Origin of the sequence: Kitasatospora phosalacinea (assembly GCF_030268885.1) — a bacterium.
Lineage (GTDB): Bacteria > Actinomycetota > Actinomycetes > Streptomycetales > Streptomycetaceae > Kitasatospora > Kitasatospora phosalacinea_C.
In genome coordinates this window covers 58,802-72,840 of sequence record NZ_BSSA01000023.1, presented here as the reverse complement: position 1 = coordinate 72,840, position 14,039 = coordinate 58,802, and the positions used below count along the sequence as shown (strand labels likewise).

Annotated in this window: 11 protein-coding genes; 6 read left to right on the top strand and 5 right to left on the bottom strand. The window is 74.4% G+C overall.

The window, feature by feature from the left end; translation table 11 throughout:
- The 5 genes from QSK52_RS27605 (at position 1) to QSK52_RS27585 (ending at position 7,407) form a co-directional block, all read left to right on the top strand.
- The gene (locus QSK52_RS27605) at positions 1-1,029 is read left to right on the top strand and encodes an aminomethyl transferase family protein (protein WP_285738880.1); all 1,029 of its coding nucleotides are present in this window, start codon (positions 1-3) and stop codon (positions 1,027-1,029) included.
- A complete protein-coding gene (locus QSK52_RS27600) occupies positions 1,029-3,353 on the top strand; it encodes a beta-ketoacyl-[acyl-carrier-protein] synthase family protein (protein ID WP_285738879.1) in 2,325 nt (774 codons plus the stop codon). The genes QSK52_RS27605 and QSK52_RS27600 overlap by 1 nt, the downstream gene beginning before the upstream one ends.
- 446 nt (positions 3,354-3,799) lie before the next feature.
- Positions 3,800-4,495: a hypothetical protein gene (locus tag QSK52_RS27595; protein WP_285738878.1), complete on the top strand. Its 696-nt coding sequence runs from the start codon at positions 3,800-3,802 to the stop codon at positions 4,493-4,495.
- Positions 4,492-5,661 carry a hypothetical protein gene (locus QSK52_RS27590; RefSeq protein ID WP_285738877.1) on the top strand — a complete coding sequence of 390 codons (1,170 nt, stop codon included), beginning with the start codon at positions 4,492-4,494 and terminating at the stop codon, positions 5,659-5,661. Before QSK52_RS27595 ends, QSK52_RS27590 begins: the two co-directional genes overlap by 4 nt.
- Before the next feature lie 51 nt (positions 5,662-5,712).
- Positions 5,713-7,407, top strand: coding sequence for a DHA2 family efflux MFS transporter permease subunit (locus tag QSK52_RS27585; protein ID WP_285738876.1), 1,695 nt, complete (start codon positions 5,713-5,715; stop codon positions 7,405-7,407).
- Between the two features lie 26 nt (positions 7,408-7,433).
- Here the strand turns inward: QSK52_RS27585 and QSK52_RS27580 are convergent, their stop codons facing one another.
- The 5 genes from QSK52_RS27580 to QSK52_RS27560 form a co-directional block, all read right to left on the bottom strand.
- A complete protein-coding gene (locus tag QSK52_RS27580) occupies positions 7,434-8,429 on the bottom strand; it encodes a helix-turn-helix domain-containing protein (RefSeq protein ID WP_285738875.1) in 996 nt (331 codons plus the stop codon).
- A 138-nt stretch (positions 8,430-8,567) separates the two neighbouring features.
- Positions 8,568-10,430, bottom strand: coding sequence for an AfsR/SARP family transcriptional regulator (locus QSK52_RS27575; protein ID WP_285738874.1), 1,863 nt, complete (start codon positions 10,428-10,430; stop codon positions 8,568-8,570).
- A gap of 62 nt (positions 10,431-10,492) precedes the next feature.
- Positions 10,493-10,699: a hypothetical protein gene (locus QSK52_RS27570; RefSeq protein ID WP_285738873.1), complete on the bottom strand. Its 207-nt coding sequence runs from the start codon at positions 10,697-10,699 to the stop codon at positions 10,493-10,495.
- A 167-nt stretch (positions 10,700-10,866) separates the two neighbouring features.
- Positions 10,867-11,103: a hypothetical protein gene (locus QSK52_RS27565; protein ID WP_285738872.1), complete on the bottom strand. Its 237-nt coding sequence runs from the start codon at positions 11,101-11,103 to the stop codon at positions 10,867-10,869.
- 246 nt (positions 11,104-11,349) lie between these two features.
- Positions 11,350-12,585: an ROK family transcriptional regulator gene (locus tag QSK52_RS27560; RefSeq protein ID WP_285738871.1), complete on the bottom strand. Its 1,236-nt coding sequence runs from the start codon at positions 12,583-12,585 to the stop codon at positions 11,350-11,352.
- A 143-nt stretch (positions 12,586-12,728) separates the two neighbouring features.
- On the opposite strand from QSK52_RS27560, the gene QSK52_RS27555 reads away from it, so the two are divergent.
- Positions 12,729-14,036 (top strand): ABC transporter substrate-binding protein, encoded by a 1,308-nt coding sequence (locus tag QSK52_RS27555; protein WP_285738870.1) that lies wholly within the window; start codon positions 12,729-12,731, stop codon positions 14,034-14,036.
- Positions 14,037-14,039: the final 3 nt, after the last annotated feature.

Sequence of the window (14,039 nt, the reverse complement as noted above, 5' to 3'; positions counted from 1 at the left end):
ATGACCACCGCCCCCGCCCGCACCGCGCAGGACGACTACACCACCGTCCGCACCACCATCGGCGCCTACCGGATCACCGCCCCGCTGGTCCGGATCTCCGGCGGCGACCGCTACGAGTTCCTCGACCTGTTCCTGGCCAAGTCCAGCGAGTACGTCGAGCCGGACACCGTCCGCGAGGCCCTGGCGCTCAACACCGACGGCTCGCCGTTCGCGATCCTGCTGCACTTCGAGATCGGCGACGACTCCTGGCTGCTGCCCCGCACCCCGGTCACCGCCGCGGAGCTGACCGCCTACCTGGACGCCGTCGACGCCCCGTCCGACGTCACCGTCGAGGTCGAGCCCGAGGGCTGGGGCGCCAGCGCCTTCGAGGGCCCGCAGGCCTGGTCCGCCGCGGCGAAGTTCGTCGAGCTCGACATCTCCGGCCTGACCCTGCACGGCGTCACCGAGTCGGCCGTCCCCGGCGAGCCGGCCGCGCTCGCCCACCTCGCCCGGGTCGGCACCACCGGCGAGTACGGCTACCTGCTGCTCTCCAACGCCCCCGAGGCCGCGCACGCCGCCGTCGTCGAGGCGGTCACCGCCGAGGGCGGCGCCGAGGTCGGCCCGCAGGGCCTGGCCCGGGTCCAGGCCGAGGCCGGGATGGCCGTCTACGCGGTCGGCTTCGCCGGGCTGCCGGTGCACGAGGCCGACCTCGCCTGGATGGTCGACTGGAACCGGATCGGCGAGTTCCAGGGCTCCGACGACCTGGTCAAGCCCACCGCCGAGACCGCCAGGACCACCGCCCTGGTCGCCCCCGCCGGCGCCGTCGTCGCCCCCGGCACCGCCGTCACCGCGGGCGGGCAGCAGGTCGGCACCGTCGTCTGGCAGGCCCCGTCCGCCAACGCCGACGAGGAGCTGGTCGTCGCCCTGCTGGACGCCCCGTTCTGGGTCCCCGGCCTGGAGCTCGCCGCCGCCGACGACGCCGCCACCCCGCTGCGCACCGTCACCCAGCCCCGCGTCATCGCCCGCTCCCTCACCACCCGGATCCACTGATGACCGACACCACGACCGAACGGATCGCCCTCACCGGGATCGGCCTGATCACCGGAGCCGGCGACGACGCCGAGAAGAGCTGGACCGCGATCTCCCAGGGCATCTCCGGGATCAAGACCAACACTCTCTTCGACACCACCGAACTGCTCACCGACTGGGCCGGCATGGTCACCGCCGAGCAGCCCGCCGACCTCGACCGCTGCTACGCGCTGGCCGCCACCGCGATCCGCGAGGCCCTGCACAGCTCCGGCCTCGACCTGGACACCGTGGACCGCGACCGGGTCGCCGTGGTGGTCGGCTCCAGCCTCGGCGCGATGCCGACCCTGGAGAGCGTCCACCGCGGACTGGTCAAGGACGGCGAACTGGACGCCCCGGCCGCCGCCGCCTCCCAACTCCCCTGCGTCGGCGACTACATCGCCGCCGAGTTCGACCTGCGCGGCCCGCGCATCGTGCTCTCCAACGCCTGCGCGGCCAGCGCGGTGGCACTGGGCTACGCGGCCGAACTGCTCTGGAAGGGCGAGGTCGACCACGTCATCTGCGGCGGCGTCGACCCGCTGGCCGAACTCTCCGCGTACGGCTTCTCCGCCCTCGGCGCGCTCGACCCCGAGCCGTGCGCGCCGATGTCCGCCTCCACCGGGCTGACCCTCGGCGAGGGCGCGGGCTTCATGGTCCTGGAGTCGGCCGAACGGGCCGCCGCCCGCGGCGCCGCCGTGCTCGCCGAACTCGGCGGCTACGGCCTCTCCTGCGACGGCTACCACCAGACCGCCCCCGACCCCAGCGGCAAGGGCGCCGCCGCTGCGATGGCCCAGGCCCTGAAGACCGCCGGGCTGGCGCCGGAGGACGTCGACTACGTCAACCTGCACGGCACCGGCACCCCCGCGAACGACGTGTCCGAGCCCAAGGCCGTCAAGCTGCTGTTCGGCACCGAGCTGCCGCCCGCCAGCTCCACCAAGTCGATGCTCGGCCACACCCTGGGCGCGGCCGGCGCGGTCGAGGCGATCGTCTCCACCCTCGCCATTGACCGGGGCGTCATCCCGCCGACCGTCAACACCCGGGGCACCGCCTCCCCGTTCGGCCTGGACATCGTCCCCGACACCGGACGGCCCGCGCCGCTCGAGGTGGTCGCCTCCAACTCCTTCGCGTTCGGCGGCAACAACGCCACCGTCGTCCTCAACAAGCCCGGTCGGCCCGCCCGTGCGGCCCGGCACACCCGGCCGGTCCAGCACGTCGTGGTCACCGGCGTGGCCGGCCTGGCCGGTTCGGCCGGGTCCACCGCCGAACTGACCGCCGTCCTCGCCGAGGGCCGGGTCGGCTTCGAGGCCCTGGAGCACGTCACCGGCATCGGCGACCGTCCGATCGGCCGGGTGGACGTCAAGGCCGTCACCAAGCGCCTCAACCCCAGCAAGGCCCGCCGGATGGACCCGCTCGGCGTGCTCGCGGCCGGTGCCGTCGGCGACCTGTACGAGCGCCACGGCAAGCCCTCCCGGGCCGAGGCCGAAGGCACCGGCATCGTCTTCGCCACCGGCTACGGCCCGGTCACCTCGGTGCTCAACTTCCACCAGGGCGTGCTGGAACAGGGCATCACCGGCGCCAACCCGGCGATGTTCGCCAACACCGTGGTCAACGCCGCCGCCGGACACGTCGCGATGCTGCACCGCTACCGCGGCTACACTGCGACCATCGCCAACGGCGGCACCTCCTCCGTCCTGGCCCTGCAACTCGCCGCCCGGGTGATCGCCCGCGGCATGGCCGACCGGATCATGGTCGTGGTCGCCGACGAGTTCCCCGAGCAGGCCCTCGCCACCCAGGCCCGGCTGCCCGGGTACGCGAGGACCGCGCACGTCGTCCCCGACGGCGGCACCGGCACCGTCCTCGCCGAGGGCGCCGCCGCGATCCTGCTCGAGTCCGAGGCCTCCGCCGCCGCCCGCGGCGCGACCGTCCTGGCGGACGTCCGCGGCTTCGGGGCCTCCGGCGAGTCCGTCGGCATCGGCCGGATCGGCCGCGACGGCGAAGCCTGGGCCCGCGCCCTGCGCGCCGCCCTCGCCGAAGCCGGCACCACCCCCGAGCAGATCGACACCGTGGTCTCCGCCGCCTCCGGCTACCGCCTCGTCGACCTCGCCCAGCGCCGCGCCCTCGCCCTGGCCGGCCTCGCCGGACGCCCCACCCGCACCCCCAAGGCCCAACTCGGCGAGACCTACGGCTCCGCCGGCGCCCTCGGCCTGGTCGCCGCCCTCGCCGGCGACGCCCCGGCCGGCCGCCTGCTCCTCTCCAGCTTCGCCTACGGCGGCTCCTACGCCGCCGCGGTGTTCGACGCGAGGCCCTGATGAGCGGCACCCTGCGGACCGCCACCGGCTCCACCGCCCTGACGGCCAGCTGGTCGCTCAGCCTCGGCCCGCTCCAGCACGCGGCGGGCCTGACGGGGCGACCCGCCCCGCTCGGAGGGACGTCGACGGGGCCCGGCCTCCCGGCGGCCCCGGCCGACGCGAGGGTTCCTGCGGGGCACCTCGTTTCGGGCGCCAGGACGTCGGCAGGACCCCTCCTGCCGACGGCTCCTGCGGGCGCCGGGCGTCCTGCTCCGCGCGGTGGTTCCTCGGCGGCGCCCGGACTCCCGACGACTCCGGCCGGCGCCGGGAACCCCGCGGGCCGACCCGCTCCGCCCGGTGGCCCGGGGACGGACCCCGACCTGCCGACGACCCCCGCAGGTCCCGGCGGGGCCGGCGGCCGGCTGGCCGCGGCGTGCCTCGCGGCCCGGCGGCTGACCGTCCGGCTGGTGGGCGGCGGGACGGCGGGACGGCCCGGCGGCGGTCCCGAGCGGCCCGCTCCCCGGACGGCCGTGGCGCCGGGGGCGGGGTCGGAGCCGGAGGCGGTCGTCGACTGCCTGGTCACCCGGCACCCGCAGCTGCCCCGGGACCGGATGGGCAACCGGCTGAACGACGCCGGGCGGTGGCTGATCGCCGAGGCGGTGGCCGGACTGCACGGGGTCCGGATCCCGCCCCGCGCGCTGGCCCGGGACGAGCACCGGCGTTGGAGCGTACCGGAGTTGGGCCTGACCGCCTCGGTCGCGCACTGCGCCGGGTACTCGACGGTGGCGCTGGTGGCCGGGCAGAGCGTCGGGGTGGACCTGCAGGACCACCGGGACCGGCCGTTCGCGATGCAGTGGCTGGGCGCGCTGCTCGGCCGCCCGGACGGCGAACCCGCCACCATGCGGGACTTCGCCGAGTGCGAGGCGCTGATCAAGGCCTCGCACCTCCGCAAGGAGACCTTCGCCGGCGTCCGCCTCCCGGACTGGCGGCCCGGCTGGCGACCCACCAACGTCGGCTACCTGGTCCGCTCCGCCGACCTCGGCGACGGCCTCCAGCTCGCCCTGGCCACCGACGCCCCCGCCCACGTCCGCTGGTGGTGGCGGCCGGACCCGGCCGCCCCGGCCGTCCCCCTGTCCACCCCGTCCCTGGAGTCCGTCGCATGACCGCCACCGCCACCGTCACCACCGCCCCGGGGAAGGCGTACACCCGGCGGATCTCCCAGATCGAGCGCGGCTACCTGAACGCCAACGCCACCGGCACCCCGCAGCTGATCCAGATGGTGATCGAGGGGGAGGGCCGGATCGACCCGGCCGAACTCGCCGACGCCGTACGGCGGTCGACCGCCGCCAACCCCGGTCTCGCGGTGCGCCGCAAGGGCGCGAACTGGCGGGCCGAGGGTGCGCTGCCGCCGATCACCGAACTGCCCGCCGAGGCCGGGTACGCGCACCCGTTCTTCCACCGCGACCTGGACGTGGTGACCGGCCCGGTGTGCGAACTCGGCCTGGCGAACGGGCCGGTGACCCGGCTGGTGGTGCGGGCCAGCCACATCGTCACCGACGGCCGGGGGCTGCGGTACTGGATCGAGGACCTGTTCCGCGCGCTGCGCGGCGAGCCGCTGCTCGGGGCGGACTCCACCGTGGACGACACGCACTTCCGGGCCGCCGCCGCCCCCGTCCCGGCCGCGCCCGTACCGGCCCGGGTGGCCGGGTTCCCGGCGATCCTCGGGCAGGGCCCGGCGGACGGCGGCGCGCTGTGGCTGCGCCGCTCGGTCGCGGCGGCACCGACCGCGGTGACCGCCCGGGTGGGGGCCGCGGTCTCCCGGCTGCTGGCGGCCGAGGGAGGGCGACTGATCATCCCGGTGGACCTGCGCCGGCACGACCGCGAGGTGCGCTCCACCGCCAACCTGACCTCCCAGCTGGTGCTCGACCTGCACCGCGAGGACCGCTGGAACCGGCTGCACAGCCAGCTGCTCGCCGCGATGCTCCGCAAGCGCGAAGTCGCAGCTCTGGCAAGGGACTTCCTGCGCGAAAACCCGTTCGCGAACTCGCTGCGCGAGGCCCGGGAGCTGGACGGCAGCCGCTTCCCGTGCACCGCGATCCTCACCGACCACGGCCGGATCGACACCGGGCTGTACCGCACCGCGGACTTCCGCCCCACCGGCTACCACACGCTGCCGATGCTCGTCCCGTACGCCGAGATGTTCCTGAGCACCTGCCAGATCGACGACCGCACCGAGCTCACCCTGTCCTGCCGCAACCGCCCCGACGCCCGCCCGGCCGCCGAGGCCGTGCTGGACGAGGTCGAGCGCGCCCTGCTCGCGGCCGACTGACCCCGGCCCGGCCCCGATCCCCTCCTCCCCGCTGACGAAGGACCTGCGAAGATGCCCACCACACCTGCCCGCACCACGGTGAACGCGGCCAAGGGCAAGGCCCGCCGCAAGCCGGGGCCGGCCCGCAAGCCCGTCCCGAAGCCCACCGCCGACGCGTCCAGGCCCAAGCCCGCGTCCAAGCCCGCCCCGAAGTCCGCCTCCAAGCCCGTTTCCGAGCCCGCGTCCACCGCGAAGGCGTCCGAGCCCGCCGCCGCGGCGCCCGTCGCGGTCGAGGAGCGCCCCGCCGCGACCGCGGCGCCCGCGGCCGGGACGCCGGCCCCCGAGCAGGCGGCCCCGGCGCCCGCCGAGGCGCCGTCGAAGGCCGCACTGCTCACGATGGTCATCGCGATGGCCGGCGGTTTCGTCGCGCTGCTGGACACCACGATCGTGAACGTCTCGATGCAGGAGACCACCGCCCGGTTCGGCGGCCTCGACCAGGTGCAGTGGGTGGTGACGGCGTACCTGCTGGCGCTGGCGGCGGTGATGCCGGCGACCGGCTGGCTGGCGACCCGGTTCGGGACGAAGCGGGTGTTCGTCGCGGCGGTCACGCTGTTCGCGCTGGGGTCGGCGGGCTGCGCGGCCGCGCAGTCGCTGGACCAGCTGGTCGCGGCGCGCGGCCTGTCGGGTGCGGCGGCGGGCGTGCTGACACCGGTGTCGACGATCCTGCTGACCCGGGGGGTGCCGCGCGAGCACCTGGGCCGGGTGCAGGCGCTGAACGGCTCGGTGATGCTGATCGGCCCGCTGCTGGGCCCGACCATCGGCGGCCTGCTGGTGGACTGGGGCGGCTGGTCGGCGGTGTACGTGGTGAACGTGCCGTTCTGCGCGGTGCTGCTGGCGGCGGCGCTGCGCTGGGTGCGCCGGGACGCGCCGCCGGAGGGCGGGGCGCGGCCGCTGGACGTGCTGGGCCTGGTGTCCTCGGCGACGGCGACGGTCTCGACGGTGCTGGCGATCCACGAGTACGCCGAGCACGGGGCGCGGACCGGGGCGGCGCTGCTGGTGCCGCTGGGCCTGGCGGTGCTGGGCGCGGTGGTCTTCGTGGTGCGCGAACTGCGGGCGAAGGCGCCGCTGCTGGACCTGCGGCTGTTCCGGATCCCGGTGTACGCGGCCGCGGTGGTGAACGTCTTCTGCCTGGGCTTCGTGCTGTACTCGCCGATGATGCTGATCCCGCTGTACTTCGAGGACGCCCGCGGCGAGACGGCGGTGGCCACCGGCCTGCTGATGTCGACCGGCGGTCTGGGCGTGGTGACGGCGGCCTGGCTGTCCCGGGTGCTGCTGCGCCGGATCGGCGGCGGCGCGACGGTGCTGATCGGCATCGGCCTGACCATGCTGGCGACCGTCCCGATGACCGGCCTGACCGGCACCACCGCGTACCCGCTGATCTGCGCGAGCCTGGTGGTGCGCGGCCTGGGCACCGGGCTGACCATCGTCCCGACGATGACCCGGGCGTTCCAGTCGATCCGGCAGCAGTCGATCCCGGACGCCTCCTCGCAGCTCAACCTGACCCAGCGGATCGGCGGCGCGCTGGCCGTCGCGGTGGTCACGGTGGTGCTGACCGACTCGGCGAAGGCGCACCACGGCATGGTGCCGGCGGCGTTCGCGCACTCCTTCGGGTGGCTGCTGGGGGTGTACGGGGTGACGCTGCTGCCCGCGCTGGCGCTGCTCCTGGCCGATCTCCGGGAGAAGCGCCAGGCGGCGCGGGCAGTCTGACGGTGCGTCGGCGGGGGCGCCCGCGGTCAGCGCGTGGCGGGGAGCCAGCCGTCCTGGACGGCGTGCACCCCGGCCTCGAAGCGGCTGCGGGCGTCCAGGCGTTCCATCAGGTTGGCGGCGAACCGGCGGGCGGTGCGCGGCGAGACGCCCATCCGTTTGGCGATGGCCTCGTCGGTGTGGCCCTGGGCGAGCATCTTCAGGACGGCGAGCTCCTGCGGCGGCATCTCGTCCGCGCCGCACCTGGGGACGTCGCCGATCGGGATCGCGTTGTCCCACACGCTCTCGAACAGGGCGCACAGCGCGGCGACCGTGCCCGCGCCGCGCAGCACCACCGCGCCGGCCCGGGCGTCCTCGGTGTCGATCGGGAGGACGGCCTGCCGCCGGTCGAAGATGATCATGCGGATGGGGAGTTCCGGCGCCGTCCGGACCTGGCCTCCGTGCTGGTTCAGCCAGGTCACGTGGTCCAGGGTGGGCCGGTGGTTGCGGACGCTGTCCAGGTAGACGGTGCGCATCTGCACCCCGCGCTCCAGCAGGGCGGCGTTCGGCGTCCGGCTGGCCCGCAGGTCCTCCTCGGAGTGCGCGCCGCCGGGGGCGAAGGTCGCCACCTCGTGGCGGACCGAGCCGGCCAGGACGGCCAGCCGCTCGCGGATCGCCTCCGGCCCGCTCAGCTGCTCGGAGGCCGCGTCGGTCGCGGTCGACCGGAACGCCGAGCACTCCGCGATGAGTTGGGCGGCCGCGGCCCGGGAGGCCTCCACCCGCAGTTGCTGGGCGGCGAGTTCGGCCTGCTGCCGGGCCAGCAGCATCTCCATCGCGGTCTCCGGGCCGACCGCCCGGAACCCTATGCCCTCCCGGGCGGACGGTTGGACCAGGGCCAGTTGGCTCAGCCGGTCGAGTCCGCGGCGGACCCGGTCCTCGCTGATGCCCAGGCCGAGGGCCAGGGCGAGGACCCCGGACTGCGGTTCGGCCAGCATCCTCCGGTAGATGGATTCGGCTTCGGCGTCGAGTCCCAGTGTTTCCAGCATGAATCGTTCCCCGTTGCGATCAGCGCCAGTAACGTGTGCTCGGGGCCAGAGCTTACTGATCCAGGGCAACCGTGTACCTACCGTGACCTTCCGGAAGGGCGACCGGACGACGGACGGGCGGTTGACGGGAGCACGGGGTCACACCGCGGCGGGCACCCGCAGTCGGCCGACCGGTCCGGTCACCTCGGGGAACGGCTCCGGGAAGGCTTCGGCCGCGGGTTCCGGAAGGGCCGACGAGCAGTCACGGAGCAGGCGGTGGAAGGAGAACAGCGCCGACGCCTCCTGCCGGACCAGGTTGTGCTCGAACAGCACGTCCAGCACCCCCTCGGCCTCGTCCGGGCTCAGGCCGGTGACCGCGGCGGCCCGGCGGGCGTCGAAACTTTCCGCCTCCTGCCGGCTCATCAGCCGGGAGAAGCGCCGCTGCGAGCGGTCCAGGTACTGGTAGGAGGCGCGCAGCAGCGCCATCAGGTCCCGGTCGGGGGTGCGCAGGCAGTGCGCCCGCCGGGCCGGGTCGGCCAGCCGGGCGGCCAGCTCGGCGACCGTCCAGGCCGGGCGGTCGCGCAGCTTGGTCGCGGCGATCCGCACCGCCAGCGGCAGGTGGCCGCAGAGCGCGACGGCCTCGGCGGCCGCGTCCGGCTCCCGGGCCACCTGGGCCCGGCCGGCCACCCGGGCCAGCAGCTCCACCGCGTCGGACGGCGGCAGCACGTCCAGCGGGAGGGCCACCGAGCCGTCCAGGGCGCCCAGCTTGCGGCGGCTGGTGACCAGCACCAGGGTCTCCCCGGCGCCGGGCAGCAGCGGACGGACCTGCGCGCTGTCCGCCGCGTCGTCCAGCACCAGCAGGCAGCGCCGCCCGGCCAGCCGGGAGCGCCACAGCGCGCCGCGCTCCTCCAGCGAGGCCGGGATCTCCTCCGACCGCAGCCCGTCCGCACGCAGCAGCGCGGCCAGCGCCTGGAGCGGCGGCACCGGCGGCCGCGACTCGTCGAAGCCGTCCAGCGCGACGAAGAACTGCCCGTCCGGGAAGCGGTCGGTCAGCCGGTGCGCGATCCGCACCGCCAGGGTGGTCTTGCCGACGCCGCCCATGCCGTCGATCGTCAGCATCAGCGGCGCGCCCGGCGCCCGCCGCTCGACGGCCTCCAGCAGCAGCGCGCACTCGGCGCTCCGGCCGGTGAAGTCCGTCAGGTCGTGCGGCAGGCAGTTCGGCCGCCCGGCCGACTCCCGCACCGCGGGCGGGAGTCCGGGGGCGGTGCCGGTCGGTCCCGCGCCGTGCACGCCGGGGCCGTCGGCCAGGATCTCGGCCTGCAGGGCGCGCAGGCCCGGGCTCGGCTCCAGGCCCAGCTCGTCGGCCAGGAAGCGCCGGCCCTCGTCGTACACCGCCAGCGCGTCGGCCTGTCGGCCGCTGCGGCACAGCGCGGTCATCAGGCTCCGCCGCAGCGAGTCGCGCAGCGGGTACTCGGCCAGCAGCGCGGTCAACTCGCCGACCAGGGAGGAGGTCTCACCGGCCTTCAGGCGCAGCGCCATCAGGTCCTCGACGGCGGTCAGCCGCTGCTCGTTCAGCTTCACGGCGGCGCTGGTCACCGCCGGGCAGTGGAGGCCGGCGAAGGCCTCGCCGCGCCACAGGTCGACCGCCGACTGGAGCAGCCGGATCGCCTCCGCGGGCCGTCCGTCCCGCTCCGCGGCCCGGGCCTCCCGGACCTTGCGGGTGAACCGGTTGGCGTCCACCGCGTCCTCCGGCGCGGCCAGCCGGTAGCCGACGTCCGCCGTGACCAGCCGGTGCTCGCCGGCGGCCAGGACGCGTCTCAGGTCCCGGATCGCGTTGTGCACCTGGGGCCGGGCCGAGGGCGGCGGGTCCTCCCAGAGCTCGTCTACCAGGAAGTCCATCGACACCACCCGGCCGACGTTCAGCAGCAGCAGTGCCAGCAGCCGCTGCTGCCGCAGGCCCCGGACGTCCACGGGGACACCGCTCTGGCGGGCCTCCAGGGCACCCAGTACCAGGAATTCCATCGTCCTTCACCCCCGTGAACGCGATCAGGTCCTATGGGTCGTGCTCGTCGTGCGGGCGGGGCTCAGCCGCCCCAGGTGACGTCGCCCTGCGGGGAGGCGGCCGGGTGCGGGGTCACGGTCGGGAGCGGGAGGGCGGTCGGGTCGACCTGCACGGTCCCGGCGCCGTCCGCGACGTTTCCGGAGAATTCCACCGAGCCCGCGGAAACGGTCAGTGCGGCGGCGGCGACGGCCAGCGAAATCACGAACTTGGAGACACGGGTGACCAGCACGGAATTCTCCTCGAAAGTGTGGTGGGTTCTCCCGGGAAATCCCTCCGGGACTTCCCGGCCGGGGCGCTCGCCCCTGCCGACACCACTACTGTGCGCCCCTCGCGCTCCGGAGGGAACAGCCGACGGCTGGACGGAACATGCACTGACCTAAGCCGTCCACGCCGGCCTCACTCGAAGCCCCACCAGGGCCCGGGCACCGGTGCCACGCCCACGGACAGCACGGTGAAGCCGGCCAGTTCGGGCTCCGTCGCCACCACCCGTGCCAGCAGTGCGGCAGCCAGCGACTCGGCCTCGGCCAGACCGGACGCCAGGCTGAACACCCCGACGGTGACCTCGCCGGGGACGTCCGGATGAACGCTCACGTGCTCCAACGCGTCGCCCTCGACGGCGTGGGAGCGGACCATTTCCGCGAGACCGGGCGGAACTCCGCCGCCGTCCGGTATCCGAATGCGCGCATGAATGAGGTACATGCTCCCATCTTCGACCAGTCCGCTCAGTGCGCGAACGACTCGGAGGTGGTCGTTTCATGCCGCGGCATAAACCGTCCAGCCGGGGGAGCGGGCGTCCGGGGCCCGGAAACGGACCGTCCCGCCCGCGCCGTCTTGAGCGGGACGGGGCGCGGGCGGGACGGCGTCTGGGGGCGGGGCGGGTCAGACGGCGGCGACCGCCGCGAGGTGGTCGGGCATCTCGCCGCCGCTGTCCAGGAAGTGGGTCAGCGGCAGCGTCGCGGCGCCGAGGGTCACCGCGTCGGGCCCGAGGTCGGAGAGGGTGATGGTGGTGCGGGAGCGGGGGTAGGCGAGGGCGTAGCGGGTCGCGGCCTCGCCGATCGCGGGGAGCAGGCGGGGACCGAGCAGCAGGCCCGCCCAGCCGCCGATGACGATCCGCTCGGGGTTGAACAGGTTGACCAGGTCGGCGATGGAGGCGCCGAGCAGTTCGGCGGCCTCGTCGAGCAGGGCGACGGCGCTGGGCCGTCCCTCCTCGGCGGCGCGCAGCAGTGCGGCCAGGCCGGCCTTCTCGCTGGTGCCGGGCACGGTGCCGTCCCAGCGCTCGACCAGGGCCTCGGCCCCGACGTACGCCTCCAGGCAGCCGCGGGAGCCGCAGCGGCAGGGGCGGCCGCCGACGTGCACCTTGGTGTGGCCCCACTCGCCGGCCGAGCTGGTGGCGCCGCGGAAGCGGACGCCGTCGGCGATCACGCAGGCGCCGACGCCGGAGCCGAACAGGGCGACCACGGCGTGCCGGCTGCCGCGCCCGGCGCCGAACCACATCTCGGCCTGGCCGAGGGTCTTGGCGCCGTTGTCGACGTACAGCGGCAGCGGGGTGTGCTCGCGCAGCATCCGGCCGAACGGGACGGCGTCCCAGCCGAAGGTCTGGCCGTGCACGACGGTGCCGGCGCCCGGGTCGGCGCCGGTGCCCTGCTCGACGATGCCGGGCACTCCTATCCCGATGCCGAGGACGTTCTCGGCGGGGACGCCCGCGGCGGCGAGCACCTGGTCGAGGCCGCCGGCGATCATCCGGACCACCCGCTCGGGGTCGTGCGCGGCGAGCAACGGCTGGTCGGCGGAGGCGAGTTCGGTCAGCGCGAGGTCGAACAGGGTGACCCGGACCTGGGTCTCGCCGATGTCGATGCCGACCAGGTGGGCCTGGCCGGGGGTGACGCGCAGCAGGATGCGCGGGCGTCCCCCGTCGGAGTCGACGGACCCGCACTCCTCGATCAGCCCGTCGGTGAGCAACTCGCCCGTGACGTTGCTGACCGATCCGGCGCTCAGTCCGGTCGCGGTGCCCAGCTCCTGGCGGCTCAGCGGACCGTGGAAGTACAGGTGCCGCAGGAGCGTGGAGCGGCTGCTCCGGCGCAGGTCACGCACGGTCTGCTTGCCTCGGGGTGTCATCGGTTTCCCTTCTTCGTTGCAGAATCTACGCCGTCACGCCTCTTGACGTCTACTTTTCTCAGACGTTAAATCTCGGCGTGAAGTAAGCAGCGCAGCCTGCCTCTTCACCCCCACGAGACGACAGCCCGAGAGGGGCTCCTCCCATGCGCACCCACCGGATCTCCGCCGCCCTCGCCCTGACCGCCGCGATCGTCCTGACCGCCTCCGCCTGTGGCGGCGGCGACAGCGGCGGCAGCAACTCCAGCCCGAAGACCCTCACGTACTGGGCCTCCAACCAGGGCAGCAGCCTGGAGAACGACAAGCAGGTGCTGGAGCCCGAGCTCAAGAAGTTCGAGCAGCAGACCGGCATCAAGGTCAACCTGGAGGTCATCCCCTGGTCCGACCTGCTGAACAGAATCCTGGCGGCCACCGCGTCCGGCCAGGGCCCGGACGTGCTGAACATCGGCAACACCTGGTCCGCCTCCCTCCAGGCGACCGGGGCGCTGCTCCCGTTCGACCAGGCCACCTTCGACAAGATCGGCGGCAAGGACCGCTTCCTGGAGTCGACCATCGCCTCCGCGGGCGCCAAGGGCAAGGACCCGGCGGCCGTGCCGCTGTACTCGATGGCGTACGGCCTGTACTACAACAAGAAGCTGTTCCAGGCGGCCGGGATCGCCAACCCGCCCGCCACCTGGGAGGAGCTCGTCGAGGACGGCAAGAAGCTGACCTCGGGCGACAAGTACGGCCTGGCGATCGAGGGCGGCAACGTCTCGGAGAACGTCCACCACGCCTTCACCCTGGGCATGCAGCACGGCACCGGCTTCTACGACGCCTCGGGCAAGCCGACCTTCGACAGCCCGGAGGCCGTCGCCGCGGTCAAGCAGTACGTCGACTTCATCGCCAACGACAAGATCGCCGCCCCGGGCAACGCCGAGTACGCCGCCAACCAGTCGGTGACCGACTTCGCCACCGGCAAGGCCGCCATGCTGATGTGGCAGTCCGCGGGCGCCAACCTCAAGTCGCACGGCATGAACCCCGACGACTACGGCGTCGTCCCCGTCCCGGCCCCGGCCGGCGCCACCGGCGACAAGGCCACCACCTCGATGGTGGCGGGCATCAACCTCGCGGTGTTCAAGAACACCAAGAACCTCGACGGCGCCCTGAACTTCGTGAAGTTCATGACCAGCGACGAGGAGCAGAAGACCCTCAACGGCACCTACGGCTCGCTGCCGCCGGTGAAGGCCGCCCAGTCCGACGCCGCGTTCTCCACCCCGGAGCTGCAGACCCTCGCGGGCGTCCTGCAGAAGAGCGCCGCGCCGCTCCCGCAGGTCCCCAGCGAGAGCCAGTTCGAGACCCTGGTCGGCACCGCGGTGAAGAACCTGCTGGCGTCCGCCGCCGCGGGCAAGCCGATCACCGAGGCCACGGTCAAGGACGAGCTGTCCAAGGCCCAGCAGCAGATGCCGGCGAGCTGACCC